Source organism: Streptomyces pseudogriseolus, assembly GCA_002154585.1.
Classification (GTDB): Bacteria; Actinomycetota; Actinomycetes; order Streptomycetales; family Streptomycetaceae; genus Streptomyces; species Streptomyces pseudogriseolus.
Genome location: MUNG01000411.1, coordinates 275 through 9618, shown reverse-complemented (window position 1 = coordinate 9618; position 9344 = coordinate 275). Strand labels below are relative to the sequence as shown.

Here is a 9344-nt window from a genome sequence, read left to right as displayed (position 1 = left end):
CGCGGCCCGGCTGCGCGAGGAGCTGGCGCCCTCCTACCTACTGCCCGTGACGCCGCCGGCGTCCGCCGAACGCGTGGCGGACAAGGCCCGGCTGGCCGCCGTGTGCGCCTCGGTGGGTGTGCCGCACCCGCGCACGGAGGTCCCCGACACCCCGCAGCGGGCCGGCGAGGACGCGCTGCGGCTCGGGCTGCCCGTGGTCGCCAAGTGGAGCCGTCCCTGGCTGCTCCCGGCGGGCTCCGGGCTGCGCAGCACCCAGGTGCTGCACTCCGCCCGCGAGGCGCGGGACCTGCACGCGCGCACCGCGGAGGCGGGCTGCCCGCTGCTGCTCCAGGCGTATCTGCCGCCCGGCACGGACCGGGACTGGTTCTTCCACGGCTACGCCGACCGCGCGGGCGCGGTGCGCGCGGGCGGGCCGGGCCGCAAGCACCTGTCCTGGCCGCGCGGCGCGGGTCTGACCGCGGTGGGCCGCTGGACGCCCAACTCGGAGGTGACGGCGCTCGCCGAGCGGATCACCGGCGAGCTGGGCTACCGCGGCATCTTCGACCTGGACTTCCGCCGCTGCGGCACCACCGGCCGCTACCACCTCCTGGACTTCAACCCGCGCCCGGGCGCGCAGTTCCGGCTGTTCACCGACAGCGCGGGCCTGGACGTCGTACGGGCGCAGCACGCGGACCTGACGGGGCGTGTGCTGCCGGACGGTGATCCGGTGACCGGCAGGGCGTTCGTGGTGGAGAACTACGCGCCCCTCGCCGCGCTGCGGCCCGCGCCCGGCGGGCGCGAACTGGCCTGGTGGGCGGCCGACGACCGCGCCCCGGGCTGGGCGATGTGGGCGCTGTGGGCCCGCCATGTGTCCGGCCGGCTGCGCCGGCGGCTGAGCGCCGCGGACGGGGTCCCGGCCCAGCGCCCGGCGCCCCGCACGCCCTCCCTGACGACCGACAACGAGAAAGCGAGCAGCTGATGATGTACGACCTTCTGGTGGTGGGCGCGGGTCCGTACGGTCTGTCGATCGCGTCGCACGCGGCGGCCGCCGGACTGAACCTGCGTGTCTTCGGCCGGCCCATGGCGTCCTGGCGGGACCACATGCCGGCCGGGATGTTCCTGAAGTCGGAGCCGTGGGCGTCCAACCTGTCCGACCCGGCGGGGCGCTGGCGGCTCGACGCGTACTGCACGGAGCGGGGCCTGACCGCCCGTCACGCGCATCCGATCCCGGTGGAGGACTTCGCCTCGTACGGGCTGTGGTTCGCGCGCAACGCCGTGCCCGAGGTGGACGAGCGGCTGATCGCGCGGGTGTCGTCGGGGCCCGAGGGCTTCAGCGCGGTCGCCGAGGACGGGGAGGTGCTGCACGCGCGGACGGTGGCGCTGGCGGTGGGCGTGATGCCGTTCATCGAGGTGCCTTCGGCGCTGCGCGGGCTGCACCCGACGCTGGTGACGCACAGCAGCCACCACAGCGACCTGGGCCCCTTCCAGGGCAAGGACGTCACGGTGATCGGCGGTGGGCAGGCCGCGCTGGAGACGGCGGCGCTGCTCGCCGAGCAGGGCACGCGGGTGCGGGTGCTGGCGCGGGCGGAGCAGCTGCGCTGGAACGACGTGCCGCCGCCGTGGGAGCGCCCCTGGTGGCAGTCGGCGCGTTCGCCCCACAGCGGTCTGGGGCCGGGCTGGCGGAACTGGTTCTACTCGGAGCGGCCGGGGCTGTTCCGGCGGCTGCCGGAGGCGACCCGGACGCGGATCGCGGCCACCGCGCTGGGCCCGGCGGGCGCCTGGTGGGTGCGGGAGCGGGTGGAGCGTGCCGTGGACCTGATGCCGGGGCACGAGGTGACGGCGGCGGCCGCGGTGCCGGGCGGGCTGCGGCTCGAGCTGGCCGACCGGTCGGGCGCGCGGCGGGCGATGGAGACGGAGCACGTCATCGCGGCCACCGGGTTCAAGGCGCACCGTGACCGGCTGGGGATGCTGTCGGCGGAGCTGCGGGGCGCGATGACGGCGCTGCCCGACGGGTCGCCGGTGCTGGACCGGGGCTTCGAGTCGTCCTACCCCGGCCTGTTCCTGGCGGGTCTGGTGACGGCGTCCGGGTTCGGTCCGGCGATGCGGTTCGTGCACGGTGCGACGTTCACGGCGTCGACGCTGGTGCAGGGGGTGCGCAGGCGGCTGCGGGCGGCCCCGGTGCGCGGCAGCGTGCCGCTGCCGGCGGGTCCGGGCCGCGGCGGGGCGCCGGCTCCGGTGCGCGGCTGACGGGCGGTACGACGAAGCGTCCCCCGGACCGGGTGGTCCGGGGGACGCTTCGTGCCGGGGGCGCGGACGCCGGGAGGGGTGGGCCCGGCGTCCGCGGGGCCGTCAGCGGCGGGCGCCGACGCGTCCGCGGCGGTACAGCATGGCCCCGCCGGTGAGCAGCACGGCGCCGGCGGCGGAGGCGGCCATCAGGCCGTCGGTGCCGGTCTGCGCGAGGTGCGGCGGGCCGTCCGGGGTGTGCTCGGCCGGCGGCTCGACGGGCGCGGGCGGCGTCTTGACCTTGACGGGCGGCTCGGGCTTGTCCTTCTCCGGCGTCTTCTCCGGCTCCTTCTCACCGTGGTGGCCGGAGTCGTTGACGCAGGTGTTGCCGCTCGCCTCGTTGAACAGGCCGAGCAGGTTCACGTTGTTGCCGCAGGCGTTCACCGGGATGTGGATCGGGGCCTGGACGAGGTTCCCGGACAGCACACCGGGCGAGCCCTTGGCGGCGCCGACCGCGTGGGCCCCGCCGTCCTCGGAGTGCGAGGCGCCCGGGTCGGACGCGTGGTGGGAGTGCGCCGAGCGGTCCGAGGAGGACTTCGCGCCGTGCGCGCCCTCCGAGACGTTGACGCAGGTGTTGTCGGAGGCGCTGTTGAGCCCGCCGCCGAGGGTGACGTTGTTGCCGCACGCGTTCACGGGGGCGTGGACGGGCGCCTGCACGGTGTTCCCGGACAGCACACCGGGCGAGCCCTTGGTGCCGCCCTCCGCGTGCGCGCCGCCGGCCTTCTCACCGTGACCGCCGGCCTTCTCGCCGTGGCCGCCGGACTCGTTGACGCACGTGTTGTCGGACGCGCTGTTGAGGGCGCCCACGGCGGTGACCGTGTTGCCGCACGCGTTCACCGGCACGTGGACCGGCGCCTGCACGTTGTTCCCGGACAGCACACCGGGAGAATCCTCGGCACCGCCCCCCGCGAACGAGTCGGCGAGGGCGGGGGTTCCGTACAGGGACAGAATGCCCGTGGCGGCAGCGGCCGCCGCGAACACTCCCCTGCTCAGGGTCTGTCGCAATGTGGTTGTCTTCCTGCTTGAAGATCGGGAGGCCGGCCCCGGCATGGAGAGAGGCGGCCGAGGCCGCGCGTCACGGCCCGGCTGCCCTGTGGCCTGTCTCCCTTTCCAACCCTGCTGCACGGAATCGGTTGCGCAGGTTCACCCGGTTGGCCCGCGTGACCCTCACGCGGGCCCGGGGGTCAGGACACCACGTCCTTGCGGGCGAACCCGCGGAACGCCAGTGCGAACAGCACGAGCGCGTACGTCACGGACACCGACGCGCCCTGGATCATGCCGGACCACTCCGGCGTGGGCTGGACCGCGTCCGCCCAGGCGAACTGCCAGTGGGCGGGCAGGAAGTGCCGCCAGTCGCCGAGGGCGGTGACGGCGTCCAGGACGTTGCCGACGATGGTCAGCCCGACGGCGCCGCCGACCGCGCCCAGCGGGGCGTCGGTGCGGGTGGACAGCCAGAACGCGAGCCCCGCGGTGACCAGTTGCGACACGAACAGGTACGCGACGATCACCACGAGCCGCCCGGCCGCGGTGCCGGGGTCGAGCGTGCCGCCGGTCGGGATGTGCAGCGGGCCCCAGCCGTAGGCGACGGAGCCGACGGCGAGCGCGACCACCGGCAGCAGCACCATCGCGGCGAGACTCAGCCCCAGTCCGACGATCAGCTTGGACCACAGCAGCCGCATGCGGGGCACGGGCGCGGCGAGCAGGTAGCGCAGGGAGGACCAGCCGGCCTCGGAGGCGACGGTGTCCCCGCAGAACAGGGCGACCGGGATGACCAGCAGGAAGCCCGCCGACACGAACAGGGCGACGGCGGCGAAGTTGGCGCCGGACGCGGTGGCGGTGTCCATCAGGTTGATGCGGGTGTTGCCGCCCTCGGGTTCGCCGCCGATCGCGAAGGCGACGACCAGCACGAACGGCAGCAGGGCGAGGACCGCGCCCATCAGGAGGGTGCGCCGCCGCTTGAGCTGGCGGACCAGCTCGACCCGCAGCGGCAGGGTGCGGCCGGCGCGGTATCCGGCGGCGGTCCCGGCGGGGGCGGACGGCGCGGGGGCCGTGGTCTCCTCGGCCCGCTCGGTGAGCGCGCTCATGCGGAACCTCCGATCAGGGTGAGGAAGGCGTCCTCGAGCCGGCGGTGCGGGCCCACGGACGTCACGGGCACCTCCAGCCGGACCAGTTCCGCGATCAGCCGGGGGGCGGTGCCGTCGGCGCCGAGCCGGACCAGCAGCCCTTCGTCGGTGCGGACGGCGGTCTCCACGCCGGGCAGGGCCGCGACCTTCTCGGCGAGGGGCTCGTCGACGGGGGTGACGGTGCCGACGAGCAGGGTGTCGCCGGAGCCGATGATGTCGTGCACCGGCCCGGCCTGCACCAGGCGGCCGCGGTCCATGACGACGAGGTGGGTGCAGGACTGCTCGACCTCCGCCAGCAGATGGCTGGAGACGATCACCGTGCGTCCGGCGGCCGCGTACCGGATCATCACCTCGCGCATCTCGCGGATCTGCGGCGGGTCGAGGCCGTTGGTGGGTTCGTCGAGGATCAGCAGGTCGGGCAGGCCCAGCATGGCCTGGGCGATGGCGAGGCGCTGGCGCATGCCCTGCGAGTAGGTGCGCACGGCACGGGCGAGCGCGTCGCCGAGACCGGCGATCTGAAGTGCCTCGTCGAGGTGGGCGTCCTCGGGCGGGCGGCCGGTGGCGGCCCAGTACAGCTCGAGGTTCTCCCGGCCGGACAGGTGCGGCAGGAAGCCCGCGCCCTCGACGAAGGCGCCGACCCGGGACAGCACGGGCGCGCCGGGGCGGATGGCGTGGCCGAAGACGCGGATCTCGCCGTCGTCGGGCTTGATGAGCCCCATCAGCATGCGCAGGGTGGTGGTCTTGCCGGCGCCGTTGGGTCCGAGCAGGCCGAGCACCTGGCCCTTCTCCACCCGGAACGACAGGTCCCGTACGGCGTACCGGTCGGTGGAGCGGGCGTAGCGCTTGCTCAGGCCGGTGATCTGGAGGGGCACGTCGGCCAGCTCCGGGTCGGGGGCCGGGGCGGTGGTGCGGCGGCGGCCGGTGAGCAGCAGCGCGAGGGCGAGCACGGCGCCGGCGACGGGCAGCCACACCACCCAGGCGGGCAGCGGGGCCGCGGCGGTGGTGACGCCGGGCGCGGTGGGCACGGTGAGGTCGCTCCGCAGCGCCACCGTGTACGTCGCGGGGGCGGCCGGGGAGGCGTAGGCGAGGTCGGTGGAGGCGAGGACCAGGCGCAGCCGGTGGCCCTTGCGGACCTCGTGGTCGACGGCCGGGAGGGTGAGCGTCACGTCCTTGCCGGCGCGGGCGCCCTCGACGCGGACGGGGGTGACGAGCTGGGAGGGCAGCACCTGTTGGCGGCCGTCGGGGCCGACGTCGTAGACCTTGGCGAAGAGGACCGCGTCGTCGCTGGTGGAGGTGACCCGCACGGTGACGGCCGGGGAGCCGGTGATGCGCAGGTCGCGGGTGACGGGGGCGGACTCGAAGCGGGCATGCTGGCCCGGGAAGTCGAGGGAGACGCCGATGCCGAGGGAGGAGAGCTGGGAGAGGCCGCCCAGGCCGCCGATGCCGGGCAGCGACGACACGGCGGGCGGGCTGGCGCCGGCCGGGTTGGCGAAGCGCTGCTCGCGGCCGGTCAGCTCCACGGTGCGGGTGCCGCCGCGCAGGCCTGGGTAGGCGTCGGCGCTCGCGCCGCGCAACTGGGCCCGCCCGTCGGTGGAGTCGACGCCTCCGGTGCGGGTGACGCGGAAGGCGGGGCCGGTGTCGGCGCTCTTGTCGCCCTTGAGGTAGCGGTCGAACCAGGCGCGGACGCGGGCGTGGAGGCGGTCGGTCTCGGGGTCGCCGCCGTCGTGGCCGCCGGCCAGCCAGTCGACGTCGACGGGGGCGCCGTTGGCGCGGACGGCCCGCGCGGCGGCGTCGGCCTGGCCGAGCGGGAACAGGGAGTCGGTCTGACCCTGCATCAGCAGGGTGGGCACGTCGATGCGGTCGGCGACGGCGGCCGGGGAGCGCTTCTCGAGCAGTGCGCGCGCCCGTGCGTCGGGCACGCCCGACTCGGCGACCTGCTCGTACATGGCGCACAGCTCGGGCTCGAAGCGGGCGCAGCCGCCGCCGGAGGTGATGAAGGCGCCCGCCCACAGCTTCTTGAACACGCCGTTCGGGAAGAGCGCCTCGGCGAGGTCGAAGTAGGTGATGGCCGGGGCGATCGCGTCGATCCGGTCGTCGTGTCCCGCGCCGAGCAGGGCGATCGCCCCGCCGTAGGAGTTGCCGGCCATGCCCACGCGGGGGTCGCCGTCCTTGTCGAGGCGGACCTCGGGGCGGGTGGCCAGCCAGTCGACGAGCCGGGAGACGTCGGCGACCTCGCCCTCGGGGTCGTTCAGCCCGATCTTCCCGGTGGACCGGCCGAAGCCGCGCGCGGACCAGGTGAGGACCGCGTACCCGTCGCGGGCGAGGTCCTCGGCCTGCGCGCGGACCTCGTCCTTGCTGCCGCCGAAGCCGTGGCCGAGCAGCACGGCCGGGCGGCGGCCTTCGGGTCCCGCGGTGAAGAAGGAGGTGTCGATGCGCACGCCGTCGTCCGTGGTCATGACGCGGTCGGCGCGGCGCACCTCGGGCGCGTCGTCGGAGGCGACGGCGGTCCAGGTGCCGGCCCCGGCGAGCACGACGACGGCGGCCGCGGCGGCGAGGGCACGCCGGGGCCGCGGCCGCCCGAGGCGGGGCAGTCGAAGATCCATGCGTCAACCGTACGGGGTCACCCTGTCGGCCGGCTGACGACCGGAGACCGAATCCGGGCACCTCCCGCCGGTGTACGGGAGGACCGCCGCGTACCGCGTCCGTGGTACGCGGCGGCCCCTGGAGGTATGACGCCGTCTCAGATGGTCGGGGTGTCGTCGACGATCGGCTTGTGGATCTCGACGACCGGCTTCCATCCCGCGGAGAACTCGATGAAGTCCGCACGGGTGGGGTAGGTGTCGATCGCGCGACGGTCACGCTTGGGGCTGTCGCTCGCCTTGCGGCCCCGGGGGATCTGCTCCTCGAAGATGTCGACCTTCACGTCGGGGACCTCCTTGAGGCCCTGACGCCAGATCTGCACGACGTCGGCGCCGAACGCCTGCCGGACCGCGGCGTAGAGGGCCGTGAGGGACCCCTTGTCCCCGCCGGGGACGAAAAGCGCCAGGTCGAGCACGACACCGGCGGACTGGAGGACCTCGATGGTCACCGGGCCGCTCTCGTCGGCCACGTAGATCCCGGCTTCGTTCTCGTCGTCGGGAAGGCAGGTGACCTCTTCCTGGAATACGGTCCTCGCCGTGACCGAACCGCCCTCGAAAAGCTCACCGGACTTGGTCAGAAAAGCAGGGACGTAGCAGTCGGGAAGTTTGAGTTCCGCCGTGTCGGCGGAAACGAAGATCCTGTCCTTCACGCCGAGCTTCGTCACCTCTTCCAGCGAGAGGCGGCGAGCGGCGATCTTCTCCGTGTTCACGATTTCCCTTTCAGGTCGTACTGTCCCTCCGAACAGGTACGCTACCACGGAACACCGAGGTCAACTGCCCAGTAATTGCTGGGCAGATGGCCCCCGACGGCCCGTACGAGAGGGCATTTGGGCGAGTGTCACTCGGCGGGGAACGGGGTCGGGAACGCGGTTGGGAACGCGCTCCGCGAGGCCATGTCCGTCGCGGTGGCGCCGGGAATCACATGGCGGTCGCATTTCGGCGCATCGAGTGCCACGGGGGAACCAAAGAGGGTTTACGGCAGATATCGACGAAAACCGGCCGGACACGTCTGCGCCCCGCCTCGGTGAACGCTGAGGCGGGGCGCAGGGGATCCGGCGGGCGTCAGTGGTTGCGGGGGAAGCCCAGGTCGACGCCGGAGGGGGCGTCCGCCGGGTCGGGCCAGCGGGTCGTGACGACCTTTCCGCGGGTGTAGAAGTGCGTGCCGTCGTTGCCGTAGATGTGGTGGTCGCCGAAGAGGGAGTCCTTCCAGCCGCCGAAGGAGTGGTAGCCCACGGGGACCGGGATCGGGACGTTGACGCCGACCATGCCGGCCTCCACCTCGAGCTGGAACCGCCGGGCGGCGCCGCCGTCCCGGGTGAAGATGGCGGTGCCGTTGCCGAAGGGGGAGCTGTTGATGAGGTCGAGGGCCTCCTCGTACGTCTCGGCGCGCAGTACGCACAGGACGGGGCCGAAGATCTCGTCCTGGTAGGCCTTCGCCGTGGTCGGCACCTTGTCGAGCAGGGAGATGCCGATCCAGTGGCCGTTCTCGAAGCCGTCGACGGTGTACCCGGTGCCGTCCAGGACGACCTCGGCGCCCTCGTCCGCCGCGCCCGCGACGTAGGAGGCGACCTTGTCGCGGTGGGTCGCGGTGATCAGCGGGCCCATCTCGGAGGCCGGGTCGTCGCCGGGGCCGATGGTGATCTTCTCGGCGCGCTCGCGGATCTTCTCCACCAGCTCGTCGCCGATCGCGCCGACGGCGACGACCGCGGAGATCGCCATGCAGCGCTCGCCGGCCGATCCGTAGGCGGCGGACACGGCGGCGTCGGCGGCCGCGTCGAGGTCGGCGTCGGGCAGCACCAGCATGTGGTTCTTGGCGCCGCCGAGGGCCTGGACGCGCTTGCCGTTGGCGGAGGCGGTGGTGTGGATGTAGCGGGCGATGGGCGTGGAGCCGACGAACGACACGGCCTTGACGTCCGGGTGCTCCAGGAGGCGGTCGACGGCCACCTTGTCGCCGTGGACGACGTTGAAGACGCCGTCGGGGAGACCGGCCTCCGCGAGGAGTTCCGCGAGGCGGACCGAGGCGGACGGGTCCTTCTCGGACGGCTTCAGCACGAAGGTGTTGCCGCAGGCGATGGCGAGCGGGAACATCCACATCGGCACCATCGCCGGGAAGTTGAACGGGGTGATGCCGGCGACCACGCCGAGCGGCTGGCGGATCGACGCCACGTCCACGCGGCTGGCCACCTGGGTGGACAGCTCGCCCTTGAGCTGGACGTTGATGCCGCAGGCCAGGTCGACGATCTCCAGGCCGCGCGCGACCTCCCCGAGCGCGTCGGAGTGCACCTTGCCGTGCTCGGCGGTGATCAGCTCGGCGATCTCG

7 protein-coding genes are annotated in these 9344 nt (G+C 73.8%); 2 read left to right on the top strand and 5 right to left on the bottom strand.

What is annotated here, in order from left to right:
• Together CCN29_RS29330 and CCN29_RS29325 are read left to right on the top strand one after the other, a co-directional pair.
• A partial coding sequence (locus tag CCN29_RS29330) for an ATP-grasp domain-containing protein (RefSeq protein ID WP_442538549.1) occupies window positions 1-958 on the top strand: 958 nt, incomplete at its 5' end.
• Between the two features lie 2 nt (window positions 959-960).
• Window positions 961-2226, top strand: coding sequence for an NAD(P)-binding domain-containing protein (locus CCN29_RS29325; RefSeq protein ID WP_031017489.1), 1266 nt, complete (start codon window positions 961-963; stop codon window positions 2224-2226).
• Between the two features lie 102 nt (window positions 2227-2328).
• Here CCN29_RS29325 and CCN29_RS29320 read toward each other — a convergent pair whose 3' ends face one another.
• The 5 genes from CCN29_RS29320 to mmsA form a co-directional block, all read right to left on the bottom strand.
• Entirely contained in the window at window positions 2329-3267 is a 939-nt protein-coding gene (locus CCN29_RS29320; RefSeq protein ID WP_037828945.1) for a chaplin family protein, read from the bottom strand.
• Between the two features lie 179 nt (window positions 3268-3446).
• Window positions 3447-4346 carry an ABC transporter permease gene (locus CCN29_RS29315; RefSeq protein ID WP_006136269.1) on the bottom strand — a complete coding sequence of 300 codons (900 nt, stop codon included), beginning with the start codon at window positions 4344-4346 and terminating at the stop codon, window positions 3447-3449.
• Window positions 4343-6988, bottom strand: a complete 2646-nt coding sequence (locus CCN29_RS29310) for an alpha/beta fold hydrolase (protein ID WP_006136270.1) — start codon at window positions 6986-6988, stop codon at window positions 4343-4345. The genes CCN29_RS29315 and CCN29_RS29310 overlap by 4 nt, the downstream gene beginning before the upstream one ends.
• A gap of 137 nt (window positions 6989-7125) precedes the next feature.
• On the bottom strand, window positions 7126-7734 hold the full coding sequence (locus tag CCN29_RS29305) for a hypothetical protein (RefSeq protein WP_006136271.1): 609 nt from the start codon (window positions 7732-7734) through the stop codon (window positions 7126-7128).
• Between the two features lie 352 nt (window positions 7735-8086).
• Window positions 8087-9344, bottom strand: a 1258-nt coding sequence (gene mmsA, locus CCN29_RS29300) for a CoA-acylating methylmalonate-semialdehyde dehydrogenase (protein ID WP_442538548.1), incomplete at its 5' end; no start/stop codon positions are given.